The organism is Alteribacillus sp. YIM 98480 (assembly GCF_009765375.1).
Taxonomy (GTDB): domain Bacteria; phylum Bacillota; class Bacilli; order Bacillales; family Marinococcaceae; genus Alteribacillus.
The window spans coordinates 121,890-145,802 of sequence record NZ_VTOK01000008.1 but is presented as its reverse complement, the minus strand read 5'-3'; the positions used below and the strand labels follow the sequence as shown (position 1 = coordinate 145,802).

Below are 23,913 nucleotides of genomic sequence, written 5' to 3'. Positions count from 1 at the left end.
TATCGTAAGGGAAGGTGAAAATTGATGCGGGTAACCCAATCGATGCTGGCTGACAACTCGCTCCGCCACTTAAGTAAAGGCTATGATCAATTAGGCAAACTGCAGGACCAGCTTTCTACCGGTAAAAAGATTTCACGTGCTTCTGAGGATCCGGTGGTGGCGATGAACGGGATGCGCTACCGCACGCAAACGGTCGAAGTCGAGCAGTTTCAGCGTAATTCAAACGAAGTCTATAATTGGATGGAGTCGACCGATGAGGCACTGGATAAGTCCACCCAGGCGTTGCAGCGCGTGCGCGAATTGACTACACAAGCGGCGAATGATTCGTATGAAGAAGGCCAGCGTTCCAATATTGCTAAAGAGGTGTCCCAGCTGTTTGAGCACCTCGTGTCTATGGCGAACACGAAATCAAATAATAAATATATTTTTAACGGTTCGAATACAACCAATCAGCCAGTAAATGAAGATTCCTTTCAGATTGATCCAGACGGTTTATCAACTTTAAACGAACAAGAGCTGTTAAATCATCAAATCGCGTATGACGGCAGCGTTTATCATTTTTCCGAAACAGATGGCAATACAGCTGTATTTGCAAATGAAAACGGAGATACAATGGAACTCACCTATGATGGAACGAATGAGGATAGTCAAATAGACAGTATTACTCATTCCAACACGGAAGAAGTAGAGGATGACCTGGAAAAAAATGATATCGTTCTATCAAGAAATGATGCCGTATCCACCAATACAGGCAACGTGGAGATTGAGCTGTTAAAAGGGGTCAACATTCCGGTAAACTCCAAGCCGCAAAACGTTTTTAACAGTGCGCTTTTTGGTGACATGAAACGGCTCGAACAAGCATTAGAAGATCCGGATTCTGACGGAGAAGCACTCACGGAATTTATTGATACGATTGACACTCACCTTGACAACATGGTCAACGAGCGCGCAGAAATAGGAGCGCGTTTAAACCGGGTTGAAATGATTGATGACCGCTTAAGCAACCAGGAAGTCATCGCAGAACGCATTCTTTCTGACAATGAAGACGCGGATATGGAAAAGGTTATGATTGACCTTATGAGCCAGGAAAATGTACACCGCGCTGCACTTGGGGCCGGAGCTCGTATTATACAGCCAACATTAATGGACTTTTTACGATAAAAACAAATGGAAAAACGTCAATTATACAAAACTGCCTAAAGGGGGGCTGCTCGATGAACATGCCAATTGTGGAAATTACAACGACCAACGCAGAACTTGGAATGAAATCCTCAAAACCGCCGCTCGAAATCAGCCAGCCCCCGGCAGATGTCGAGATAAACCAAAATCTCACCGACACCGTCGAAATTTCTACGAAAGCGGCAAAAGTGAATATTGATCAATCTGAAGCTTTTGCGGATGCGAACTTAATTTCTCCTCTGCAGAAAACGAAGCAATTTGCGCAAAAAGCAAACCAAACCGCAACGGAATATACGGCCAAAAAAGCACAAGAAGGCGAACAGCTAAAGGCAATAGAAAACAATGGCGGAGGCGGAAAAGCGATAGCGGCGATAGCAAAAGAAAACGGCAAGCTGATAGAAAAACAAACCGAACTCGGTTTTACACCAGAAAATGCGTTCAAAGTAACGTTTGACGTAGAACCAGGCGATCTCTCGTTTCAAGTAGAACGAGCAGAAACAGAAATTAATGTACAAAAAAATGACCCGGAAATAAATATTCCGCGCTGGGAGATTCAGCATTACGTCAAACAAAAGCCCAGTATTCAATTTCATGTGAGCGGAGAACAAGTGAACCGCACGTTATAACCATAAGAAAAAGGGGGACCTACTACCCGTGAAACTGCAAACAAAACACCTTGGTGAAGTAGACATACCGCAAGAAGAAATCTATCAATTTGAGCAAGGACTGCCAGCTTTTGAAGAAGAAACCGCGTTTGTGCTGCTTCCTTTTAGCAATGACAACATCTTTTTCATTCTTCAGTCCGTTAATACCCCGGAATTAGCATTTGTGGTCGCCAATCCTTTTCATTTTTTCAATGATTACCAGGTTAAACTATCAGACAGTGTACTGGAACAGCTGGCCATTGAAAAAGAAGAGGATGTGGCGATTTTTTCCGTGTTAACCCTAGAAGAGCCGTTCAATAAAACGACCGCCAATCTGCAGGCACCGATCGTTCTGAATGCGGCCAAGAAAAAGGGCAAGCAGTTTGTCCTAACCGAGACGGACTATCAAACGAAACACTTTCTTTTCCCGCAGCAAGCCCACACAGCTGTGAACGAGAAGGGAGGCCGCTAATGTTAGTACTAACCCGGAAAACCAATGAATCGATCCAAATTGGCGATGATATCGAAGTGAAGATTATCGCAGTAGACGGCGAACAAGTGAAAATAGGCATCGAAGCCCCGAAACATATTGATATTCACCGAAAAGAAATCTATCTCGATATCCAAAAGGAAAATAATGCAGCGGCAGAAGCGGGAAGCCTGGACATTTTAGAAAAACTATCTCAGCAAATGAAAAAAAATTAAAAAAGAAACAAAATGCCTATTTTTTGGACTTAAGCCCTAAATAATATATAAAATATTCTAAATAAATAAATTCTTCGACCGACGTAACTTCAGTAAGTAGGACTATAGAATTAAGTCTATTAAAATGAACGGGAAATCTGCCATATGCATGAGGTACTCTCGTTCCTTGCCTATTTTTTCAGTTACAGGTAAGATTTAGAAAGATAACTAAAATTATAAAGGGTAGCCCTATGGAGATAAGTAGAGAGAAAAAGAGATACAGGGGTAGCGTGGTGAAAGTGTAAAGAGAGAAAAACGCTTATGACGAGAACGACACTTTCAGGTCACTTCAGGAGGAATACATAATGACAAACACTCATCATAAGGATGCAGGGAACAGACTTCCCACGCTTTTTTTGGATATGCAAGGAAATGGACTATTAGAAGAAGCGGGAGAGGCAATCGGCAAAACGGTCATCGCAGCCGAACCATCCCAGGTTGTCAGACTGTTTGAAGATGGTTTAAAAAAAGATACTATTTATTATGCGGAGTGTGATAAAGAAACGGTGTACGACAAGGTCGAGCAACTGCAAGACATCAATTGCTACTTCCGCTTAGGGATCAATTTGCCAAGCGGGGAAGCGGATCTATTAGATCAGCTCATTCATAAAGAAGTATCTATTATTTTAGCGGCTGACCGCGAGCGGAAAAAATGGCTGGATCATTTTCAGCGCTCGCAATCTTTTCTCGTCTACATTGACCCAATGTTTCAGCCGCATTTAATGCAAAGATACCGCTCCCTTCATAAACAGGAAGCAATCGAACCAGCAAAACAACTTGAATTGGATATGGAAAAAGCAAGAAGTACATTATCAGACGCCGAAGTACGCATATTAGAAAAAATTCTCGAAGGAAAAAGCAACCGCAAAATCGCAGAAGAATGCTTTCTCGCAGTGGCTACCGTCAACAACCATGTCAGCCACCTGACAAAAAAAATGAAAGCAAACGACCGCACCCACACGATAAAACGAGCAATTGAAGAAGGCTGGGTCAAAATTTCATAGAAAAAAGCTGGAAGCTGGTCTGTAAAAACGAACACAGATCAGCTTTACCTTTACCGGGCATCTTCATAAAAAAAGATAGAAAAAGCTTCCGTCGCTCTCATTTTTTGCAGCTTTAAACTATACGGAGAAATGTTAACACGCAGCGTCTGGCCGTCCAGAAATACAACTTCCGAGTGAAATTTTGTATCAGGGTGAGGGTTAATAAACTTGATGTGGTAAGGAAAAAGCCAGTGGCATTCATCGGTCCGCGGGGAATGGGTAGGCATCGCCCCTATTCTTTTTAATACGTTCATGGGAACAGGCAGTTTACATTTTATGTCCGTTCGATATTTCACCGCATCTTTTCGCCCTTCATAACTAGCTCCCCCAAGCAAACATCCTTCTGATATAATGTTCATCGCCGACTCCCCAACCACCATTATGTCACTGTTCCGCTCATAAATTCTGCTTTGTCCCCCTTCTTCAAAAAACGGAGAAACCGCCATCGTATTAGGTGAAATCAGATAATCCTCGCTATAAGCAAAATTTTTCACACAAAATCCCCCTCATTAAGGTTATTAACTTACCTCAAAGCCTCTCTTCCCAAAAGTACAAAAGAACTGAGCAAATGTACCCGTGAACCCTTTTTATTTTTCGCGAAAAAAGGAAGAAAGACTCATCGACATCATTATACACAGAAACAAAACAAAGAATAGTAAAGGTTGTGTAAAAATATGTAAAAAGATTGATAAGGCAAGAAAACAATTTTAACAAATGACAAAAAGGAACAGACCAACAGCAAGATTCCCGAAACCAAAAAAAGCGCCTGAACCAAAAACATTCCTCCAGAGCCAATAAAAAAAGAAAAAATGAAAATTCTACAAATCTATCAAAAGAAATGCGAAAAAAGACTTAACAAATCATTTCCATCCTCCGATATTAGAAGTGTAAAGGATAAAACAATCCTGGCGGCCGACAGGATAACAGTGTATCCCAAAACATACGAACGTTTCACCCACAAGGACGTGGACCGGAACGTAAAACACACATTCAAGGAGGAATTTTCAAGTATGATTATTAATAACAATATTCCGGCAATGAATACTCATCGTCAAATGGGAATTAACCAACAAGCAAACCAAAACTCAATGGAGAAGCTGTCTTCAGGTCTTCGTATAAACCGTGCAGGCGACGATGCAGCAGGTCTAGCGATTTCCGAGAAAATGCGTGCACAGATCAACGGTCTTGATCAAGCAAGCCGTAACTCTCAAGATGGAATTTCCATGATACAAACTGCAGAAGGTGCATTGGATGAATCGCATTCAATTCTTCAACGTATGCGTGAGCTAGCTACACAATCTGCCAACGATACAAACGTTGAAGTAGACCGAGAAGAGCTTCAAAAAGAAGTAGACCAGTTGTCTCAGGAACTTAGCCGTATTGGTGACAACACCGAATTTAACACTCAAAACCTATTAGACGGAAGTTTTGAAGGTACATTCCACATTGGTGCAAATGAAGGTCAAAATTTAGATATTGCAGTTGATGATATGCGTGGGTTTGAACTAGGTATGGCTGGTGATGCAACAGTTGAAGTTGCATCTTCTGTTACTGATCAAAACGATTTGGTAGAAGGAGAGTACACAGTAAGCCATGTTGATGGTGATACTTATGAATTGCTCGATCAAAACGGTGATAAAGTTGCAGAAAGTACTGATGGAGGTACGGTTTATACAGGAAATGACGGTACTGAAGAAATAACATTTGCTTCTTCTAAATCTGATACTGTTACTAGTGGCACGATAGAAATTGATGGTAGTGGAGATGTGACAGCAGAAGGTAGCGTTGATAATGGTGGTTTAGAGGCTGGGACATATACCTATGACTCAGGAGATGATGTATTATTGGACCGAAACGGTGAAACTGTTGCAACTGCTACAACAGCTGGTCAGGTATTCGAAAATGCTGATGGGGATGTTGTCGCAACCTTTACTGCAGCACTTGATGATGGCGACGAAATCGAAGTTGGCGGTATTGACATTTCATCTCAAGCGTCAGCTGATTCCGCAATTACAGACATTAATGACGCGATCGAATCTGTTTCTGCTCAACGTTCTGAGCTTGGTGCTTACCAAAACCGTTTAGAGCACACAATCTCTAACCTAGACAATGCTTCTGAAAACTTATCTGCTGCCGAATCTCGTATACGTGATGTTGACATGGCTGCAGAAATGATGGAAATGACTCGTTCAAACATTCTTTCCCAAGCTTCGCAGTCTATGCTCGCACAAGCAAACCAACAACCACAATCCGTACTACAATTGCTTGGATAATAATATTAATCAATATTGAGGCTCTAGTTTTTGTGCTAGGGTCTTTTTATTAATTAAGGGGTGTGAATATCAGTGTCGTTTACACTTTTAGGTATTAAACCATTAAATGATGAATTTGAAGATCCGATTTATCCTGTTAAAATCAACATTGTTATAAATGATATATACTATGAAGAAAGAGTTGTTTATAATCGTATTGAAGGCTTAGGGAAGGTAGATTGGAAAAGTCTAAATACAATAATGCATAAAATACCAAAAAGCTATCAAAATAAACTTCGAAAGGACATTGTGGAATCAATATTTGAGTAGATTTCTAATACAAAAATTACTTGTTATAAACCATACTTATACTTATTATAATCCATGTAAAACGACATTGATCAATGAGAGAATAAATTGGAATAATTATACGAGATACAGAAACACACACTGGTACGCTCCCAAGGAATAAAATAAACTCGGCTGCCACTCTAGATAAAGATAGACGCCATAAAACAACATCAAATTTTAGATCGAGCCTTATAGCTTCCCAAAATCGATTAGAAAAAAGCAATGCAAGTAGTAGAAAATATGTCTGAAAATTTAACCCATGCTGAATCTCGTATTTGCGACGCCAATATAGCTAAAGAAATGATGGAGATGACTCGAGCAAACATCCTCTCCCAAGTCTCTCAAACCATGCTAGCGCAAGCCAACCAGCAGCCCCAATCCGTACAGCAGCTGCTAGGGTAATATAAGTAACAATATGAAGACTCTAGAGGACTCTGGAGTCTTTTTACATGCTATATAAATAATTTAAACAAAACGGTTCTATTTTGTTGAAGAAATATTAGATTAAGGAAAGGGAAGATGTGAGTGTTCTAAAAATTCCTTCACAAGCTCCTGCTATCTTCCATTCTACTATCCTCTAGCCTTATATTCATGGCTGCAGTTTTACTATTCGTTTCTCTTTATAAAAGCATTTTCGACAAATTTTTATAAAAAATCTAACAAATGCTATTGATAATTTTCTGACTTATGTTATTATTCTATTAAACCGGTTTTAGAAACCGATTTCAGAAACCGGTTTTAGAAGAAGATGAAATAGGTGAGGACATATGGCAACCATTAATGATGTAGCTAAAAAGGCGGGCGTTTCGAAAAGCTCTGTTTCACGGGTGCTCAATGGAAACTTTGAATATATGGCAGAAGGCACGAAAACGAAGATTCTACACGCGATGGAGGAGCTTAATTATACGCCTAATTCGGTGGCGCAAAGCCTCAAGAAGAAATCGACGGAAACGATTGGAATTATTATATCTGATATTTCGAACCCTTTTTGGTCTGAAGTGTTAAAAGGGGTACAAAGTGAATGCACAAGAAGTGGATATACATTAATGGTGAGCAGTTCCGAAGAAAAAGCGGAAAAAGAAGAAGAAAACGTTCTAACGTTAAAAAATAAACAAGTAGATGGTCTTATTGTAAATACAACTGGAAAGAATAATGGCTTATTTGATCATTTAGTGAAAGAGAAGTATCCCTTTGTCTTTCTTGATCGATTCACAGAGGAATTGAAAGCGGATACAGTGATCGTCAATAATATTTTAGGTGCCAAACGATCCACTCAATACTTGATTGATCAAGGGCATAAACGAATCGGCATTCTATTGTATCCTATTGAAAACCGAAGTCCGCGAATTGATCGTTTAGAAGGATACAAACAAGCGTTACAGGAAAATGGTCTTCCTGTAGACGATGAGCTTATAAAAGTATGCGACACAACAAAAGACAGCGGGATTAAAGCAACGCAGGAACTGTTGGAGTTATCTGATCCTGCGACAGCTATTTTTTCAACCAATACTATTTTAAACTTAGAGGCACTGAGTGGGGCTAAAAAAGAAGGGTGTCATGTCCCGGAAGACATATCTGTGATTGGCTATGATGATTATCCTTGGGTCCCCTTATTAGACCCGCCGTTAAGCACAGTAGCACAGCCTGCATATGAACTGGGTGTGAATGCGGCGCTGTTATTAGTAAAACGAATGAATCGGAAAAGACAGCCAAAGCCAAAAATCATACAGTTAGAGCCGGAGTTGATCATTAGAGAGTCCTGTGCACCGCCAAAATAATTACTTGCTTTTAAAGGGGGTGAAGGAAATATAAAATCGGGAAAGCAAAGGAGTTTTTTCATGAAAGTTGTAATGGCGGGGGAAAAAGACAAGGGCAGAAAAAAAGACTTGAGTTAGAGTGCAATCCACTGCACGTACACACTCTAACGACAAGTCAATAAAAAATTACATTGAACATTTATTTTACACTAGGAGGGACTATGATGCAAAAAAAACGTATCGTTCTATGGATCTTCAGTTTATTGGCGTTATTATTTATTGTTGCCTGTTCGGACTCCGAATCGCAAGAAGAAGCTGGTGGTCAAGAGAACACGGAAAATAATAATGAAGAGAATTCTGGAGAGAGTGATAGTGCTGAAGAAGTCGTTTTAAGATTGGGTCATGGTACAGCAACAAATTCTTTATATCATGAAGGTTCCGAAAAGTTTAAAGAGTTAGTAGAAGAAAAAACAGATGGACAAGTTACCGTTGAATTGTATCCAGATGGACAATTAGGACATGACAATGAATTAACAGAAGGCATGAGTATGGGATCTATTGAAATGGGGATGATTGGTGTTGAGCCGATCACAACGATGGCACCGAAGTTAAAAGCTGTTAATCTACCATTCTTATTTACAGATCGCGAAAGCGCTTACGAGGTACTAGACGGTGAGATTGGACAAGAGATGGTTGAAAATCTTCCGGATGAACAGGGAATCCGTGTATTAGGTTATTTTGAAAACGGATTCAGACACATTTCGAATTCAAAAGGCGAAATTGAGTCACCAGAAGATCTAGAAGGATTAGACATTCGTACCCCAGAGAGTTCTGTATCGTTAGCAATTTTTGAAGCATTAGGAGCAAATCCGACACCGATGTCGTTTGGGGAATTGTACACAGGTCTTGAACAGGGAACGGTAGATGGCCAGGAAAACCCGGTATCTCTTATTTATACAACCAAGTTTTATGAAGTGCAGGATTATGTATCGATAACAGGACACATGTATTCACCGATGGTTCTTACAATTAGTGAACAACAGTGGCAGAACCTGTCAAAAGAGCAGCAAGAAGCAGTACAAACAGCAGCTGATGAAGCGAAAGACTATGAAAGAGAGCTCAGTGCCGAACAAGAGGCAGAATATATTGAAAGTCTAAAAGAAGAAGGCGTAACCATCAGCGAACCTGAACTGGAGCCATTCATTGAGGCAACAGAAAGTGTATACGATGAATTTGAAGAAGATTTTGATCCTGACTTTTATGAGAGATTGCTAGAAGCAACAAAATAATAAAATGGGGCTATGCAAGTAGCCCCTCCTTATGAGGTGAACGACATGTTACAGCTGCTAGCTAAACTAAGAACGACAATCAATCAAGCTGTAGAATATTTCACCATTCTCTTAGTCATTACAATGGTGGTGATAGTAGCTGCTCAAGTATTCTATCGGTTTGTTCTCTCCAACTCATTAGGGTGGTCAGAAGAGCTTGCTAGATTTTTATTTATTTGGATTATTTTCCTCGGTTCAGAAATCGGTCTAAGAAAGAAAGCTCATATTGCCGTTGACTCGGTTTTGCGAATGTTAAAAGGAGTTCCTCAGCTTCTATTGAGCCTTTTCATCGATGTCATTATTATGGTTTTTGCCATCATCGTCTTTTTAAGCGGGCTCGAGCTTGTGCAAGGGACAATGAACCGGCCGTCTGTTTCCTTAAATTTGCCGATGGGCTGGGTTTATATTTCTATTCCAATTGCAATGGCTTTGATTTTAATGAATACGTTACGTACCGTTTTTAAAAAACTATCGACCAAATCTATCGAACAGCCAGAATGAGAGGAGGGATCACATGATTATTCCGGTTCTAATAGGCGGTTTTGCACTTTTCTTAATATTAGGTGTTCCTGTCGCCATTGCCATCGGTTTAGCGTCAATTGCAGCAGTATTTGTGATGGGGGATCAGTCACTCTTTGTTATTGCACAAAGATTTGGAAATGGTGTCAATTCCTTTCCTTTATTAGCGATACCGTTCTTTGTGCTAGCTGGCAGTTTAATGAATACGGGAGGAATTGCCAGAAGGCTGATCGATTTTGCTAGTTGTTTGGTTGGCTTTATCCGCGGCGGCTTGGCCATGGTTAATATTGTTGCAAGTAAATTCTTTGGAGGTATTTCAGGGTCATCTGTAGCAGATTCGGTAGCGATTGGTTCTGCTCTTATACCTGCTATGAAAACGAGAGGCTATGACGGTGGTTTTGCCGCAGCAGTAACCGCAGCATCTTCGACCATTGGTATCATTATTCCTCCAAGTATTCCGATTATCATTTATGGAGTAATGGCTGGAGAGTCTATCGGACAATTGTTTCTGGCTGGAGCTATTCCTGGTGTGTTAGTGGGCTTCAGTTTAATGGGGATGACCTACTTGATGGCCCTGAAATATCCGGAGCAATTTCCAAAGGAAAAACTTCCTTCTTTAAAAGAAGTTTGGAAAGCCTTTAAAAGTGCCTTTCTTGCATTATTTATGCCCGTTATTGTATTGGGAGGAATTATCGGAGGTGTATTTACGGCAACTGAGGCTGCTGTAGTTGCCGTCGCTTATTCCTTAATAGTCGGAGGGTTGGTTTATAAAGAAATAAAATTCAAGCATTTTAAATCGATCTTAATGGAAACGATCACTGGATCTGCATCAGTCATGCTCTTAGTGGCTACAGCTTCGTTATTTGGCTGGATTGTAGCCTATGAACAAATTCCTTTAATGATTGGTGATTGGATTCAAAGTGTATCAACAAACCCGTTAATTATTTTAATCATTATCAACATTGTTTTATTACTGACAGGGCTGTTTCTTGATCTTACTGCAGCTTTAATTATCCTAACCCCGGTCTTGCTTCCGATTGCATTATCGGTAGGAATGGATCCGACGCACTTTGGCATTATGATGATCGTTAATCTGGCTATTGGCTTAGTGACTCCGCCGGTTGGGATCTGTTTATTTGCCGTTTGCAATATCGCCAAAATAACGATAGGAAGAGTGTCAAAAGCCGTTCTTCCCCTGCTGGCAGCCATGATTTTTGTTTTATTATTAGTCACATATGTTCCGCAAATATCGATGTATTTGCCTAGTTTAATGGAGTAGAGGTGAACAAAGAAGATGAATATCAAGCCTGAACAACTAAAGCAGTTTATATCCGATGTGTTGCATTCCGTTGGTTTAACGAAGGAAAATGCTTCGATTGTTGGTGACAGTTTAGTTTCTGCGAACTTGCGCGGGGTCGATTCTCATGGGGCAACGAGACTTCCGATTTATGTCAAACGCCTGAAATCAGGGGCCGTTACGCCGAATCCAGAAGTTCAAATCGCGCAGGAAAGCGATGCAACGCTCCTCATTGATGGGAACGATGGAATGGGGCAGATTGTTGGAAAACGAGCAATTGAAATAGGGGTAGAAAAAGCAAAGAAACATGGAGCGGTTTATATCGGGGTGAAAAACTCCACTCATTTTGGCACAGGAGCTTTCTTTATTCAACAAGCCATTAAGCACGATGTCGTCGCTTATGCGATGTCCAATGCGCCTTCGACGATGGCTCCGTGGGGAGGGCTTAAACCGTACTTTGGGACAAACCCTTATGCCTTTGGGGTCCCAGCCGGCAAAAATAACCCGATCATTTTTGATATGGCGACAAGTGTGGTGGCACGAGGGAAAATCATTTCAGCCGAGCAAAGAGGAGAGGACATTCCAGAAGGCTGGGCGATTGATAGCAAAGGGCGCCCGACAACTAATGCCAAAGAAGCGTTGGAAGGGTCGGTTCTTCCGTTTGCTGGTCCTAAAGGATATGCTATTTCCCTCATGATTGACTTGATGAGCGGTGTGTTAACAGGGGCTGGATTTGGTCCCCATATCAATAACATTTATGGTGATTTTGATAAACCTCAAAATGTAGGGCACTTTTTCCAGCTGGTTGATGTGAATACGTTTATGCCAGCGGAACAATTCAAAGGAAGAGTCGATCAAATGATTGACGAAATTAAAAGCGCTCCAAAAGGAGAAGGAGTCGAAGAAATCTTTCTACCAGGCGAAATAGAACGAAATACAGAACAAGCACGTCTTGAATCTGGAATCAGCCTGGGTGAGGAGGTGTATAAAACGTTAAAAACAGTGGGCGAAGAAAACGGAATAGACATTGAAAACTATCAATAACGATTGGTTATAGGAGGAATCTTCGTGAATTTGTTAAGTAGAGTATTCAGTTATGAATTACCAACGGAAATTGTTTTTGGCAACCATTCTATTGAACAGCTGCCAGAGAAGATAAAAAAATTACAAGGTTCTAACGTATTAGTGATATCCGATCCCGGCGTGAAGGATGTTGGGATTTTAGATAAAGTAACAGCTCCGCTTCGGGAAGCAGACATTTCCTATGATACATTTTGGGATATTGAAAGAGAGCCTGATGTAAAGACGATACGAAAAGTATCGGAGAAAGCTAGGGAATTTGGTGCAGACCTTGTTGTTGGTGTAGGCGGTGGAAGTGCCCAAGACGCCGCAAAAGCAGTAGGGGTGATGATGAATAATGAAGGAGATATTACAGACTATGCTGGTTTAGAAAAAGTTCCTCATGAAAGCATCCCAACTATTTGTATTCCAACAACAGCAGGTACAGGCAGTGAAGCAACCATTTGGACTGTAATTTCCGATAAAGAAAATAATGGGAAATTCGGAATTGGCGGAAAAACGGTTGCACCGACGATGGCTTTATGTGATCCGATGCTTACATTGTCTCTGCCAGCACCAATGACAGCTTCAACTGGGATCGATGCATTGACGCACGCGCTCGAATCGTTTGTTAACAAAGCAACTCAGCCGATTTCTGAAACGTTATCGAGAGAGAGTATGCGCTTGATTTCAAAAAGTCTTCGCCAGGCTGTACACCAAGGGGATAATGTGGAAGCACGTTATAACATGTTATTAGCAAGTACCATTGCAGCAACTGCCTTCAACCCTACTCGACTAGGTTTGTCCCATGCATTGTGCATGCCGCTTGGTGCTAAATTTAACGTTCCTCATGGTACAGCCAATGCCATTTTACTACCGCAAGTGATGGAATATAACCTGGTTGGTAATGCCGAAAAGTATAAAGAAATCGCGGAAATTTTTGGTGAAAACACAGAAGGACTTCCATTATATGAGGCGGCTGAACTATCAGTGAAGGCCATCAAAAAGTTAAATCAGGATACAGGTATTCCTGCAGGTTTGCGAGAGTACGGTGTAACAGAAGACGATCTCGATTATATTGCAGAAGGATCGATTGGCAGTGATAATTGTACCGTTAATCCTCGAAAACCGTCTATCGAAGGTTTGAAAGAAATTGTTAGAAAGTCCATATAAGGCGGAACATTTTACTATATAAAAAGGAGTGCATCGATATGGCAATCACAACGACAAGTTATAAAAATTTCATTAATGGAGAATGGGCGGAAAGTACATCTAAAGAAGTTTATGAGGTAACAAACCCTGCTAACGAAGATGAAATCGTCGGAAAGTTTCCTCTATCAACAGAAGAAGATGTGAACCATGCAGTGCAAAGTGCCCACAAAGCCTTTACAGAATGGAGAAAAGTACCGGCGTCTGAACGTGCTGCTTACATTTATCGTTTCATTGAATTGCTGGACCAAAACAAAGAACGTCTTGGGGAAGTTCTTTGTAAGGAGCAAGGAAAACCTTTAAAAGAAGCGGTGACTGAAGTGACAAGAGGTGTTAGTGAGATGAGATTTGTCGCTGGGGAAGCGGTGCGTCTAGATGGGACGACTTTACCTAGTGACAGAAGAGGGGTACTTAATATGGCTGTACGTGTTCCTATTGGTGTTGTTGCAGCGATTACACCTTGGAATTTCCCAGTATTAACTCCTTTGCGTAAAGTCATTCCAGCCCTTGTTTGCGGCTGTACCGCTGTCCTAAAACCAGCGACGGAAACTCCGCTCACTTCCGTTATCATCACTGAATTACTAGAGGAAGCAGGACTGCCAAAAGGAACCGTCAACCTGGTGATTGGAAAAGGCCGAAAAGTGGGAGATGCTCTAGTCGGACATGAATTAGTCAAAGGTGTATCCTTTACGGGTTCCACTCAAGTCGGACGTAATATTTACGAAACTGCCGCGAAAACTTTTACGAAAGTTCAACTAGAACTCGGTGGAAATAACCCGGCTGTTGTGGCTGATTTTAATGATTTAGAAAGTGCAGCTACTCAAATTGTCGGTGGTTGTTACAGCAATGCTGGACAGCGCTGTACAGCGATAGGCCGTGTCATTGTTTTGGATAAACATGCCGATGAACTGGAAAAGCATATCGTAGAAAAAGTAAAAGAATATAAAGTTGGCCCAGGAATGGATGCTGAAACAAAAGTTGGCCCCGTTGTGAATGAAGGTGCCCGCAGCACGTTGCTCGAATATATGGAGACGGCCAAAGATGAAGGTGCCCATATTCTTCTCGGCGGCCGCAGCGTAACAGGCGGCGAGTATGACAAAGGACATTACTTTGAACCTACTGTTATTTCAGGTGTCACTCCGGATATGAAAGTTGCTCAGGAAGAAATTTTCGGACCCGTTCTTATTATCATTCGTGTTTCTTCCCTCGATGAAGCTATTGAAGTAAGCAATAACACCGAATATGGACTAACTGCATCGGTATTTACGGATAACATGGAATTTGGCTATCGTTTTATGGAAGATGTAGACTCTGGGATGATTCATATTAACAATGGAACGATTAGTGAAGGACATATGCCGTTTGGCGGTGTCAAAAATTCAGGAGTAGGTCCTTATTCTATTGGAGGAACAAATAAAGATTTCTATACAGAATTAAAAGTGACGTATATACAGCATCAATAAAAATATATTTTTTTAAGCTCTTCTAAAACCGGTTTCTGAAACCGGTTTTAGAAGTAAAGGAGTGTACATGATATGGTTAATGTAGGTTTTCGTATTTTACCTTTAGAAAAACGGGCACCACAAGAACTGATTGATAAATATAAGACATTTGTAACGCCCCATATTTCCGATAATATGAATCGATTAAACAGTGTAGATGCATCCATTCGCCCAATTCATACACACGGGACATTAGCAGGGTCTGCTTATACCGTAAAGACAAGACCTGGCGACAATTTGCTCGTTCATAAAGCGATTGATGAAGCTTCTCCAGGAGATGTGATTGTTGTAGACGCTGGTGGAGACGTAACGAATGCAATCATGGGAGAAATTATGGTACGAATAGCGAAGGGAAATGGAGTAGAAGGCTTTGTTATTAATGGAGCCATTCGTGATTCAAAAGAAATCCGGGAAATGAATTATCCGATGTACGCAAAAGGAGTGATCCATCGTGGACCGTATAAAGATGGTCCAGGTGAGATCAATGTACCAATACAGCTGGGCGGTGTCGTCGTTCATCCTGGTGATATTATTGTCGGAGATATGGATGGCTTAGTTGTTGTGCCTTTAGATCAAGCCGAGGATTTAGTAGAAAAAGTAGAAGCGACACAGAAGATGGAAGAAAACACGATGATACAAATTGAAAATAGAACGGTTGACCGAAGCTGGGTAGATGAAACGCTTCGTAAAAAAGGGTGTGAAGGCGTATGAAGCCAACAGTCTATATAACAAGGAAAATACCAGAGGAAGCCCTCGAAATAATCCAGGCTTCATGTGAAGTGAAAATGTGGGACAAAGAAGATACTCCTGTACCAAGAGACATTTTGAAAAAAGAGATACAAGACGTCGAGGGAATTTACTGCTTATTAACAGAAAATATAGACGCTGAATTATTAAGTGAAGCGAACAATCTTAAAATCATTAGCAATATGGCAGTAGGCTATAACAACATTGATGTAGAAGCGGCAAGTGAAAAAGGCATCATGGTGACGAACACGCCGGGAATTCTCACGGAGACAACCGCTGACTTAACGTTTGCCCTTCTCATGGCAGCGAGCCGGCGCTTGATAGAGTCCTCCGACTATTTGAGAGAGGGTAAGTGGAAAACATGGTCTCCGATGCTTTTGACCGGGCAGGATATTTACGGGGCAACTCTTGGTATTATCGGTCTGGGAAGAATAGGGGAAGCTGTTGCAAGAAGAGCCAATGGTTTTGGTATGAACGTGCTTTATAACGGCCGGAGTCGTAAGATGCGTGCAGAAGAAGAGTTAGATATTTCCTTTGCTGATAAAGAAACATTATTAAGAGAATCGGATTTTGTTTGCGTCCTCACTCCTTACCGGCCAGAAACAGTAAACTTGATAAATGAGTCGGAATTGGCGCTGATGAAAAGCTCAGCTGTTCTTGTGAATACATCAAGGGGAGGAATTGTGAATGAAGATGCTCTTTATGATGCCCTAAAAAACGGGGAAATTTGGGCTGCAGGGTTAGATGTCTTTAAAACAGAACCAGCTTCTCCGGACCATCCGCTCTTGACTTTGCCGAATGTCGTTGCCTTGCCTCATATCGGCAGTGCGAGTAAACATACTCGTCTCAATATGGCAAAAATGGCTGCTGATCATTTACTTCAAGGGCTCAACGATGAAGTACCTGCACATTTGGTGAATGAAGTACGAGTGTAAGAGAATCAAAGATTTTCTTTGATTCTCTTTTCATGGGCATATAAATGGATTTGTAACTAGTCAGTTGTCTTTTTCTCCTCCGTTATTGCTGAAAGTACAACTGTTTAGCAGAAATTCACTGTGTTAAGCCGTTTACTTTTTTCTATAAAAAAGGGAATGATTTTTTGGTTATCTTTTTGCATATTTTATACTCGAATATTATACCTTTATTTATTCTCGTATCGATCGGACTGATTCTACAAAAAAGTATCACTTTGATGTAAAGATTTTTTCAAAACTTTTATTTACCGTTTATATTCCTGTTCTTGTTTTTATTGAACTCTATCGTATCGACATTTCGCTATCTGTATTAAGTGATATTTTTCTCTTTCTTTTTCTGCTTTATTTCTCTTTAATAGTCATCACGCTTTTATATATAAAGTTTAGAAAGACGGAAGCCGCAAAAGTTCCGACCATCATCAATAGTGTGATGTTTTATAATACTGGAAATTATGGTTTGCCCTTGATTATGCTCGTGTTCCCCAATAATAATCTAGCATTTTCTATTCAGATTATTATGGTTGTTATTCAGACTACCTTGCCATTTACATTTGGGATGATCACGATCAACTCAAGTATGAAATCTAAAAAACAATTGTTCATGGAGCTTACCCACATGCCAGTTATCTATGCGATGATTCTAGGTGTTGTGTTTCATCTTTTGGACGTGCCTCTTCCTGAACCAGTTGTTACTCCATTAGATTATATTGTAAATGGATTTATTGCTATCGCTTTAATCACTTTAGGGTTACAGCTGGGAACGATTCGATGGAAGTTTGATCTAAAACAAGTACTTGGTGTCAATACCATTCGGTTAATTATATCGCCTGTTCTCGCATTTCTGCTTGTTTATGTGATGGGGATGTCTGGTGTGATGGCGCAAGTTTTTATTATTTCTAGTGCGGTTCCGACTGCCTTAAATGTTGTGTTGTTAGAAATAGAATATGATAACCAGCCGGAGTTTTCCTCACAAATTGTCTTATCTTCTACCATTTTAAGTATGTTTACGATGACAGCTGTGATTTATTTGAGTCAATTATATTTTTCTTAAAAGAAGGTGAAAAGTATGCAAATTATCCTTGCTCCAGATTCTTTCAAAGGCAGCTTGTCATCTCCAGACGTGGGTGCTGCGATAAAAAAGGGAGTCGAAGCAGCTGTCCCTGAAGCAAGTGTGAAGGTGATGCCTCTTGCCGACGGAGGAGAAGGTACCGTTGATGCTCTCGTACGGGGTACAAATGGTTCCTTTTTTAAAACAGCCGTTCAAGGACCATTAGGTGAACGGGTGGAAGCGACATGGGGAATCCTTGGTGATGGCAAGACTGCAGTCATTGAAATGGCTGAAGCCTCTGGATTACCTTTAGTAGAAAAAAATCGTTTAAATCCATTACAAGCAAGTACTTACGGAACAGGACAGCTCATTGAAACAGCACTTGATCATGGCTGTACGAAGGTTATTCTAGGCATTGGCGGAAGCGCCACAAACGATGGAGGAGCTGGTATGGCCTCTGCATTAGGCATTCAATTTTTAGATAAAAATGGAGAGGAACTTCCTGCGGGAGGGGAAAGCCTGCTGTATTTAGACCAGATTGTTACGGATAATCTGGACCCTCGTCTTCAGCAGACAGAGATTATGGTTGCTTGTGATGTGACCAATCCATTATGCGGACCAAATGGTGCTTCAGAGATTTATGGACCTCAAAAGGGAGCGGCACCAGATATGATAAAGACACTTGATAAGGCTCTCTTGCATTATGCAAATATGATAAAAGAACAGCTGTCAATAAATATCATTGACGTTCCTGGATCAGGGGCAGCAGGGGGCCTTGGTGGTGGACTGCTAGCGTTTTTGAACGGAGAATTAAGACCTGGAATTGATATTGTGCTTGAAGTTATTGAAATAGAAAAAGAATTGCAACGAGCTGATTTGGTCATCACGGGAGAGGGGAAGACCGATAAGCAAACTACTTTTGGAAAAGCCCCGATGGGTGTAGGACAACGTGCTCAACGTACAAGGATTCCGGTTATTTGTATTTCTGGCAGTTTAGCTCACGGGTATGAACAATTAGAGAAACATGGTATTCAAGCTTGTTTTAGTATATTAGATGAACCAAAAACGTTAGAGGAAGCCATGAACGAAACGGATAGACTGATAGAAGAAACAGTAAGAAATGTCATGAACGTTTACCGGCTCTAAAAAAGAGTGGGATATTTGAAAAATGGGGAACGGTCCCAGTGGTCGATCAGCTACTGACTTTTGAGGCCGGTCCCTTTTTCTATTTGGAGTGCACAAGGACATATTTACCCCAGCAAATCACCTAAACCTGGAATTATGAAAAATTGTGCGGACATCTGTTCTTCTATTTCGTTCGACGACGATGGATTTACACTATTTTCAATGTCCGAATCCCCCCTTCACAAGGAAATAAAAATATAACGTACCTATTCTTCGTGCTACCATTCTCTACGGTTTTTCAACCTCAGAGGACCGTTTTCCGACAGAAAGAATCCGCCGGTTATAATCATAATTAAGGAAAATTGCATAGAGAAAAATGGGAGTTGCCGAAGTGGAAGGCAGTTTTTTTGAGATATATTAAGCAATACGTCCTATAAGTAAGTCAACAGCTGAAAATATTATTCTATTTCTTTATTAGGATATAAGGACTGCTTAATGATTAGGTTTGTTAAAGGCATAAGCATAAGCAAAAAGGCGGAAAGCTAAGTTTTCTTTATAAGTGGAGATAAGGAAAGTGATTAAGGTAAGCCTTTCATTCATTGCGTGAATAAAGCTTACCTTTTTTAATGGTTTATTGTGAGGGATCGGTTGTAATGAACGTTTCTGGGATCGGCGGGGTATACCAATGCTGCACTTTTACTTGCCAAAATTGTATTAGTGGTCCTAGAAGAAATGTGGTAATGATCGTGCCGACGCCAACAGGGCCGCCAAGCAGTACCGCTAAACTTGTAACCATCAGTGCTAATATTGTTTGTGATTTTCTCACACTCCAATCAAATCTTTCACTCATCGATAAAAATAATTGATCGACGGGTGCTTTTGTAAAACGAGGCAGAATGTAAATCGCCACACCAAGACTTACGAGCAGGAGTCCACAACTAAAAACAGTGAATTTTGTAAGAATCGGGGCAGTTTGCAAATGGACCGAATGAAAGACCACTTCTAGCCAAAAATCTAAAATAATGGCTTCTAGTACAAGGGGAACAATAGCTGCCCATTCAGGACGAAAACCTAACAGCCTAGCATTGACGAAAATAAATATCATTTGAAACAAACCGTACCAAAACCCTGCCGTCATTCCCGCGTGTTCCGTAATACTGACAAAAAAGGCGGTCCAAAAGCCAGCTCCTACATCTGACTTTACAATTAATGCGACACCGAGAAAGTTAATAATCATCCCAGCAAGATATAAGAAGATTCGATAACCCAACAATGGTCATCACCCCCAAAGAAATTTTTGATTTTTAAAGTGTAACATTGAGTAATAGATAGATACAATACGTTATAAAAAGAAATAATGAGTTAATATGATTAAATTCATTTTATTTGACATAAATCGATGAATTGTCGGTTAAATGGAATGATAGAAGGTTTGTGTCAGGAAGGTCACTTGAAAGGGGATAAATATATTTTTGGACACAAAAACTAGTGACGGAGAGGAGTAATACCCGTCACCATAAGCACTGAACAAATCTGCATCTATTTTGAAAATTCAACGGTGGCATGAATGTGGAGTTTAATAGCGCAAATTTGTGATAAATCATGTTGTTCGTTAGATACACGCTGGCGTCTGCTTTTATTCATCTGAGCTCTAATAGGACAGCATACATAATTTTGTTTCTGAAGTTTTTCAGCTGCTTGGAAGCAGTATACTTATCTGAAATCGTGAGTCTTTACGCTGCGGACATTGGTTCTGTTATTTAGAAGAAATGAGGTTTAATAAGGAAGATTTTTCGACCCGTAGATGCCAGTTGAGCATGCATTCAGACATAAGAAATTAAACCATAATTTTGCAGAGTATTGTTATGCAAAACTTTCTAGAAATAATTAAAATGATATTTCCAAATATATCCTAAATTGTTGAGACAATGGTTAGTGTTAGGTTATAATATGCCTAGTATCATAGACTTATTTATCGGGAGCTAAGGGAGAAGTAAAGACACATGAAGATAAATCATAATATTCCAGCACTGAATGCAAATCGGCATCTACAACAGAATCAAACAAAACTATCCAAGACTCAAGAAAGTCTTGCTTCTGGTATGCGAATTAATGGTGCAGCAGATGATGCTGCCGGATTAGCTATTTCTGAAAAAATGCGTTCTCAAATTCGCGGATTGTCTCAAGCAGAAAGAAATGTGCTCGATGGAGTGTCGCTTATTCAAACCGCAGAAGGCGGACTGACTGCAATTCACGAGCAGCTCCAGCGGATGCGGGAGCTTACGGTTCAAGCAAAAAATGATACATTAATAGAAAACGACAAAAAGAACATTCAAAAAGAAATTGATCAATTAAAGCAAGGCATTGATGACGTTGCTCATGACACCGACTTTAACGGTGTCCGCCCATTAATTAAAGGTCAGGCTGTTCAAGAGGGATCTCCGCCATCAAACTCTGGTGAAGCAGACGTTGTATTTGTGATTGACCGTACGGGAAGTATGGGTTCTCACATTACGAATGTGCGGGAAAATTTACAAGCGTTTCAACAGCGGTTAGATAAGGAAGTTAGCGATGTCCGCTTTGGGTTAGTAACTTATTCCGACATAAATATAGAGGACCCCACTCCAGTAACGAAAATTAACTTTTCTTCCGGTGAATTTACCACAGATCTCGAGGAATTAGATACAAAGTTGGGTGAAATTAATCCTTTCGGAGGGGGAGACACGGAAGAATCTGGTTTAGAAGCAATAATGGATAATGATAATGGGGCATTAAGCTTTGACTATAGAAATACTGCCTCAAAACAATTGATTAAACTTACAGATGCTCCTAACCATACTAGTGACACCACAGGTGGTTCTGATTATACTTCGGAACAAGTGAGTCAAGAACTAAAAAAAGAAAATATACAAGTTTCTATCATATCTAATGCAAATAGTACGCTTGAGGGATATGAGAAATTAAAAGAATTGGCTTCTACAAATACAGATAATGAAGAAGAGAAGCGGTACTACGATATATCAGGTGATTTTGAAGAGAATTTAGAGGTTATTGGAGATTCTATTGGGAATGATGTTTCAGGAAATAATGATATCATCCATATTCCAGATTTACTACTTCAAATTGGAGCAAATGAAGGCGAACAATTTGAGGTCGCATTAACCGATGCTCGGATCAAATCTCTAGGAATGGACAACGTGCAGGTTATTGATCCCTCTCAAGCAGAAGATGCGCTAGAACGTATTGATCAAGCGATTGAAACAGTCTCAAGCGAACGAGCAAAATGGGGGACGTATCAAAATAGATTAGAACATATAACCAATAACTTAGGAGTTTATCGAGAAAACTTAACCGCTTCTGAATCTAATATACGTGATTCAGATATGGCCTTAAAAATGACTGAGTTTACAAAACATAATATATTAAATCAATCAGGAACTGCCATGCTCGCCCAAGCCAATCAGCTGCCGCAGGGGATCTTGCAGTTATTACAATAAGGGAGGATAGATTACTCCCTTAATATCTCCAACTACCAAAACAGCTGACGGATCATTTGTATTCTGTACTTAAAGACTCCGAAAAAATTGTTTTACTTTAGGCATGTTTAACTTTCTTTGTTAAAGGATCAAAGTATAAGTAAAACTACGGCACGTAAGGACTCGGTGGCAAACCGAGTTTTTTAAAAAGGTAAGAAACTATAAATATTTGGCGTTTTACATGTCTAGCGCCTACTCGCTCGAGATTCCTTCGGTCCGTCAATGGAAAGCAAAGATCAGCTTTCCATATGCCGACCCTCCAGGACTTGTCGCTCGTGAGCAAGGCGCTTGCGCTTTTCTTATGCAGCATTGTCAGGAGTGATAAAAACTAGTTGATGTTAATTGGTTGTTTAAAACAAATTTATCCACAAGCTCTTCTCTGCCAAAAATACATGCAGGCTAGATTCATGTTGGGTGTATGGACCGCGGCTGTGTGATCACTAATAACCTGCTGCCTCGAAGGCAGGATGAAGTACATTATTTGTCTTCTAGTAAAGGAAATGATCTTCCAATAATGGCTTCTACTCGAAAGTAACGATCAAGTCCTCTTTCCCTGAATGCATGCGTCATATTAGTTATGGTTTGGAGATCAGAAACTTCAAACAGAAAACAAGCATGCCACCCGATATTGTTGCCTGGTCCTGAGGAGAACAGGTCTGCGTCAATGGTTCCAATCAATGTCGCATCACCAGATTTCCATTCCTCAAAAATTTCCTTCAATTGAGGTATAAGTGTAGTATTTTTTTCTTCTGATGTTGTATCAAACCATCCAGTAGATTCAAACTGAATCAACACTCTGAATGGAGGTTGAGCTTTAGGTCGAAGCACGTCTTTAGGTGTTTCCATTATTTCATCTCCTTTCCGCCTTATATTATTCTTCTTTTATCCATTCTTTTAAGTGCTCCACATTATTAATATAGTAATAGCCATCCGTTTTACTAATAGTTCCCGCTTTGTCTAATAATGTCATGATATTAGATACACTGACCCGGGATATACCTGATAAATCAGCCATTTCTTGATGGGTGAATTTTATGGTTATTTTACGACCCCTGTCAGTGTCATGCCCGTATACCTCAGATAATTTGTAGAGGTAGGTCATAATACGTTCATTGGCATTCATAAAGCTAATTTCTTTAATATGCTTAATCATAGCATTCAACTTGCCCGTTAAGTTATAAATAAGTCTTTCATTTAAATTTCTATCTTTAAAAATTTTTTCTAGAAAGTCATTGCGGTGAATGAAAGCTATCCGACAAGGTGTATTAGTTGTGGTAGTTACAAGAGCTGGTTGACGTTCGAGCGCACAATTTTCACCGAAAATACTTCCTGGGTTTAATATAATGACCGATTTTTCGTTCCCTGCCTGGTCAAAAAGAGACATGCGGACTCGTCCCTCGACAATGAAATAAATATAATGATTCATGTCTCCTTGTACATAAATGATTTCATTTTTCTTGTAGGTTTTTTCTGGGGCATTAGTAAAGATTGATCGAAAATCATCAAACCGGCTATGATACCATGGCGGTGCTAATTTGTATAATAGTTCCGTTCTTTTCGTACTTTCATTAACCATGTTATCCCCCCTCTAATTTAACT

At 40.3% G+C, this 23,913-nt stretch carries 25 protein-coding genes; 21 read left to right on the top strand and 4 right to left on the bottom strand.

Going from position 1 to position 23,913, the window contains the following annotated elements; genetic code table 11:
• Positions 1–24: 24 nt before the first annotated feature.
• The 5 genes from flgL to FZF09_RS11915 all read left to right on the top strand — a co-directional run bounded on the left by flgL (position 25) and on the right by FZF09_RS11915 (position 3,571).
• Entirely contained in the window at positions 25–1,161 is a 1,137-nt protein-coding gene (gene flgL / locus FZF09_RS11935) for a flagellar hook-associated protein FlgL (protein WP_158736817.1), read from the top strand.
• Positions 1,162–1,214: 53 nt separating this feature from the next.
• Positions 1,215–1,805 (top strand): DUF6470 family protein, encoded by a 591-nt coding sequence (locus FZF09_RS11930; RefSeq protein ID WP_158736816.1) that lies wholly within the window; start codon positions 1,215–1,217, stop codon positions 1,803–1,805.
• Between the two features lie 28 nt (positions 1,806–1,833).
• Positions 1,834–2,295, top strand: a complete 462-nt coding sequence (gene fliW / locus FZF09_RS11925; RefSeq protein WP_158736815.1) for a flagellar assembly protein FliW — start codon at positions 1,834–1,836, stop codon at positions 2,293–2,295.
• The gene (gene csrA / locus FZF09_RS11920; RefSeq protein ID WP_158736814.1) at positions 2,295–2,528 is read left to right on the top strand and encodes a carbon storage regulator CsrA; all 234 of its coding nucleotides are present in this window, start codon (positions 2,295–2,297) and stop codon (positions 2,526–2,528) included. The genes fliW and csrA overlap by 1 nt, the downstream gene beginning before the upstream one ends.
• A gap of 344 nt (positions 2,529–2,872) precedes the next feature.
• Positions 2,873–3,571 (top strand): response regulator transcription factor, encoded by a 699-nt coding sequence (locus tag FZF09_RS11915; protein ID WP_158736813.1) that lies wholly within the window; start codon positions 2,873–2,875, stop codon positions 3,569–3,571.
• Between the two features lie 50 nt (positions 3,572–3,621).
• Here the strand turns inward: FZF09_RS11915 and FZF09_RS11910 are convergent, their stop codons facing one another.
• On the bottom strand, positions 3,622–4,104 hold the full coding sequence (locus FZF09_RS11910; protein ID WP_158736812.1) for a competence protein ComK: 483 nt from the start codon (positions 4,102–4,104) through the stop codon (positions 3,622–3,624).
• A gap of 516 nt (positions 4,105–4,620) precedes the next feature.
• Here FZF09_RS11910 and FZF09_RS11905 point away from each other — a divergent pair.
• From FZF09_RS11905 to FZF09_RS11840, 14 genes are all read left to right on the top strand, one after another.
• The gene (locus FZF09_RS11905) at positions 4,621–5,883 is read left to right on the top strand and encodes a flagellin N-terminal helical domain-containing protein (protein ID WP_158736811.1); all 1,263 of its coding nucleotides are present in this window, start codon (positions 4,621–4,623) and stop codon (positions 5,881–5,883) included.
• A gap of 72 nt (positions 5,884–5,955) precedes the next feature.
• Positions 5,956–6,192, top strand: coding sequence for a hypothetical protein (locus FZF09_RS11900; RefSeq protein WP_158736810.1), 237 nt, complete (start codon positions 5,956–5,958; stop codon positions 6,190–6,192).
• A gap of 243 nt (positions 6,193–6,435) precedes the next feature.
• Positions 6,436–6,615, top strand: a complete 180-nt coding sequence (locus FZF09_RS11895) for a flagellin (protein WP_370514455.1) — start codon at positions 6,436–6,438, stop codon at positions 6,613–6,615.
• Positions 6,616–6,980: 365 nt separating this feature from the next.
• Positions 6,981–7,991, top strand: coding sequence for a LacI family DNA-binding transcriptional regulator (locus FZF09_RS11890; protein ID WP_158736809.1), 1,011 nt, complete (start codon positions 6,981–6,983; stop codon positions 7,989–7,991).
• 200 nt (positions 7,992–8,191) lie between these two features.
• The gene (locus FZF09_RS11885) at positions 8,192–9,259 is read left to right on the top strand and encodes a TRAP transporter substrate-binding protein (RefSeq protein ID WP_233269480.1); all 1,068 of its coding nucleotides are present in this window, start codon (positions 8,192–8,194) and stop codon (positions 9,257–9,259) included.
• 45 nt (positions 9,260–9,304) lie between these two features.
• Positions 9,305–9,799, top strand: a complete 495-nt coding sequence (locus FZF09_RS11880) for a TRAP transporter small permease (protein WP_158736808.1) — start codon at positions 9,305–9,307, stop codon at positions 9,797–9,799.
• Positions 9,800–9,812: 13 nt separating this feature from the next.
• The gene (locus FZF09_RS11875; protein ID WP_158736807.1) at positions 9,813–11,096 is read left to right on the top strand and encodes a TRAP transporter large permease; all 1,284 of its coding nucleotides are present in this window, start codon (positions 9,813–9,815) and stop codon (positions 11,094–11,096) included.
• A 15-nt stretch (positions 11,097–11,111) separates the two neighbouring features.
• Positions 11,112–12,158 carry an Ldh family oxidoreductase gene (locus tag FZF09_RS11870; RefSeq protein WP_158736806.1) on the top strand — a complete coding sequence of 349 codons (1,047 nt, stop codon included), beginning with the start codon at positions 11,112–11,114 and terminating at the stop codon, positions 12,156–12,158.
• A 24-nt stretch (positions 12,159–12,182) separates the two neighbouring features.
• Positions 12,183–13,346 (top strand): iron-containing alcohol dehydrogenase, encoded by a 1,164-nt coding sequence (locus FZF09_RS11865; RefSeq protein WP_158736805.1) that lies wholly within the window; start codon positions 12,183–12,185, stop codon positions 13,344–13,346.
• A gap of 38 nt (positions 13,347–13,384) precedes the next feature.
• Positions 13,385–14,845, top strand: coding sequence for an aldehyde dehydrogenase family protein (locus tag FZF09_RS11860; protein WP_158736804.1), 1,461 nt, complete (start codon positions 13,385–13,387; stop codon positions 14,843–14,845).
• Between the two features lie 72 nt (positions 14,846–14,917).
• Positions 14,918–15,595, top strand: coding sequence for an RraA family protein (locus FZF09_RS11855; protein ID WP_158736803.1), 678 nt, complete (start codon positions 14,918–14,920; stop codon positions 15,593–15,595).
• Entirely contained in the window at positions 15,592–16,566 is a 975-nt protein-coding gene (locus tag FZF09_RS11850) for a 2-hydroxyacid dehydrogenase (RefSeq protein ID WP_158736802.1), read from the top strand. The genes FZF09_RS11855 and FZF09_RS11850 overlap by 4 nt, the downstream gene beginning before the upstream one ends.
• Before the next feature lie 187 nt (positions 16,567–16,753).
• Positions 16,754–17,656, top strand: coding sequence for an AEC family transporter (locus tag FZF09_RS11845; protein WP_370514457.1), 903 nt, complete (start codon positions 16,754–16,756; stop codon positions 17,654–17,656).
• A 15-nt stretch (positions 17,657–17,671) separates the two neighbouring features.
• Complete coding sequence (locus FZF09_RS11840; protein WP_158736800.1) at positions 17,672–18,799, top strand: glycerate kinase; 1,128 nt, start codon at positions 17,672–17,674, stop codon at positions 18,797–18,799.
• A 610-nt stretch (positions 18,800–19,409) separates the two neighbouring features.
• Here FZF09_RS11840 and FZF09_RS11835 read toward each other — a convergent pair.
• A complete protein-coding gene (locus FZF09_RS11835) occupies positions 19,410–20,051 on the bottom strand; it encodes a YczE/YyaS/YitT family protein (RefSeq protein WP_158736799.1) in 642 nt (213 codons plus the stop codon).
• Positions 20,052–20,781: 730 nt separating this feature from the next.
• Here FZF09_RS11835 and FZF09_RS22795 point away from each other — a divergent pair.
• Positions 20,782–22,275 (top strand): flagellin N-terminal helical domain-containing protein, encoded by a 1,494-nt coding sequence (locus FZF09_RS22795; protein ID WP_304503064.1) that lies wholly within the window; start codon positions 20,782–20,784, stop codon positions 22,273–22,275.
• 220 nt (positions 22,276–22,495) lie between these two features.
• Complete coding sequence (locus FZF09_RS11815) at positions 22,496–22,636, top strand: hypothetical protein (protein ID WP_158736798.1); 141 nt, start codon at positions 22,496–22,498, stop codon at positions 22,634–22,636.
• A gap of 155 nt (positions 22,637–22,791) precedes the next feature.
• Here the strand turns inward: FZF09_RS11815 and FZF09_RS11810 are convergent, their stop codons facing one another.
• Positions 22,792–23,160 carry a hypothetical protein gene (locus FZF09_RS11810; protein ID WP_158736797.1) on the bottom strand — a complete coding sequence of 123 codons (369 nt, stop codon included), beginning with the start codon at positions 23,158–23,160 and terminating at the stop codon, positions 22,792–22,794.
• A gap of 25 nt (positions 23,161–23,185) precedes the next feature.
• Positions 23,186–23,890 (bottom strand): Crp/Fnr family transcriptional regulator, encoded by a 705-nt coding sequence (locus FZF09_RS11805; RefSeq protein WP_158736796.1) that lies wholly within the window; start codon positions 23,888–23,890, stop codon positions 23,186–23,188.
• Between the last annotated feature and the right edge of the window lie 23 nt (positions 23,891–23,913).

What these genes read in the sequence shown, in the direction of transcription:
- flgL (WP_158736817.1), top strand. Translation starts at nt 25, where the DNA reads ATGCGGGTAACCCAATCGATGCTGGCTGACAACTCGCTCCGCCACTTA.
- FZF09_RS11930 (WP_158736816.1), top strand. Translation starts at nt 1,215, where the DNA reads ATGAACATGCCAATTGTGGAAATTACAACGACCAACGCAGAACTTGGA.
- csrA (WP_158736814.1), top strand. Translation starts at nt 2,295, where the DNA reads ATGTTAGTACTAACCCGGAAAACCAATGAATCGATCCAAATTGGCGAT.
- FZF09_RS11915 (WP_158736813.1), top strand. Translation starts at nt 2,873, where the DNA reads ATGACAAACACTCATCATAAGGATGCAGGGAACAGACTTCCCACGCTT.
- FZF09_RS11905 (WP_158736811.1), top strand. Translation starts at nt 4,621, where the DNA reads ATGATTATTAATAACAATATTCCGGCAATGAATACTCATCGTCAAATG.
- FZF09_RS11895 (WP_370514455.1), top strand. Translation starts at nt 6,436, where the DNA reads ATGCAAGTAGTAGAAAATATGTCTGAAAATTTAACCCATGCTGAATCT.
- FZF09_RS11890 (WP_158736809.1), top strand. Translation starts at nt 6,981, where the DNA reads ATGGCAACCATTAATGATGTAGCTAAAAAGGCGGGCGTTTCGAAAAGC.
- FZF09_RS11885 (WP_233269480.1), top strand. Translation starts at nt 8,192, where the DNA reads ATGATGCAAAAAAAACGTATCGTTCTATGGATCTTCAGTTTATTGGCG.
- FZF09_RS11880 (WP_158736808.1), top strand. Translation starts at nt 9,305, where the DNA reads ATGTTACAGCTGCTAGCTAAACTAAGAACGACAATCAATCAAGCTGTA.
- FZF09_RS11875 (WP_158736807.1), top strand. Translation starts at nt 9,813, where the DNA reads ATGATTATTCCGGTTCTAATAGGCGGTTTTGCACTTTTCTTAATATTA.
- FZF09_RS11870 (WP_158736806.1), top strand. Translation starts at nt 11,112, where the DNA reads ATGAATATCAAGCCTGAACAACTAAAGCAGTTTATATCCGATGTGTTG.
- FZF09_RS11860 (WP_158736804.1), top strand. Translation starts at nt 13,385, where the DNA reads ATGGCAATCACAACGACAAGTTATAAAAATTTCATTAATGGAGAATGG.
- FZF09_RS11855 (WP_158736803.1), top strand. Translation starts at nt 14,918, where the DNA reads ATGGTTAATGTAGGTTTTCGTATTTTACCTTTAGAAAAACGGGCACCA.
- FZF09_RS11850 (WP_158736802.1), top strand. Translation starts at nt 15,592, where the DNA reads ATGAAGCCAACAGTCTATATAACAAGGAAAATACCAGAGGAAGCCCTC.
- FZF09_RS11840 (WP_158736800.1), top strand. Translation starts at nt 17,672, where the DNA reads ATGCAAATTATCCTTGCTCCAGATTCTTTCAAAGGCAGCTTGTCATCT.
- FZF09_RS22795 (WP_304503064.1), top strand. Translation starts at nt 20,782, where the DNA reads ATGAAGATAAATCATAATATTCCAGCACTGAATGCAAATCGGCATCTA.
- FZF09_RS11815 (WP_158736798.1), top strand. Translation starts at nt 22,496, where the DNA reads ATGTCTAGCGCCTACTCGCTCGAGATTCCTTCGGTCCGTCAATGGAAA.
- FZF09_RS11810 (WP_158736797.1), bottom strand. Translation starts at nt 23,160, where the DNA reads ATGGAAACACCTAAAGACGTGCTTCGACCTAAAGCTCAACCTCCATTC.
- FZF09_RS11805 (WP_158736796.1), bottom strand. Translation starts at nt 23,890, where the DNA reads ATGGTTAATGAAAGTACGAAAAGAACGGAACTATTATACAAATTAGCA.